The organism is Corallococcus sp. AB049A, assembly GCF_003668885.1.
Taxonomy (GTDB): domain Bacteria; phylum Myxococcota; class Myxococcia; order Myxococcales; family Myxococcaceae; genus Corallococcus; species Corallococcus interemptor.
The window spans coordinates 1-450 of record NZ_RAWL01001084.1 but is presented as its reverse complement, the minus strand read 5'-3'; the positions used below and the strand labels follow the sequence as shown (position 1 = coordinate 450).

Genomic DNA, 450 nt, shown 5'->3' with positions numbered 1-450 from the left:
TAACTTACCAGTGCGTCATCAGTGATTTGGAGTGGCTCAGGTACAATAGCGCGCAGTTTTTCGGGATCAGTGCGGTAGGTGATGATAAAGTATTCGCGGTCAAAAAATTCGTAAGGACCATTCGAACAAGGTGGGGCAGTAAAAGGCATAAACGTCGCATTATCTAAGATATCACTCGCTTTCATGAGCTTTCCTTTTTATCTCGTTATATTATCCAGTCATGTTGTTTAGTTATGCAATATTATTTAATTTTATCGTTATGACATGAAGCAGGAAATATCATACACCCTTATGCAAAATCAATCCCAAGACAAAATTGTTATGATGTTGTAATGATTTTTTCACACCTGCATCCGCTTAACTTTGGCGATAGCAGGTTATCTGACGGCAATGTAGGGCTGTTCTTATGGGCTATTTTATGGGCTAGTTAACATAACAGGGCATGACCGC

The 450-nt window shown here is 39.6% G+C and carries 1 protein-coding gene; it reads right to left on the bottom strand.

Features of this window, described 5'->3' with window-relative positions:
• A partial coding sequence (locus D7X55_RS40955) for an acetoacetate decarboxylase family protein (protein ID WP_199747410.1) occupies positions 1 to 185 on the bottom strand: 185 nt, incomplete at its 3' end.
• Positions 186 to 450 lie beyond the last annotated feature (265 nt).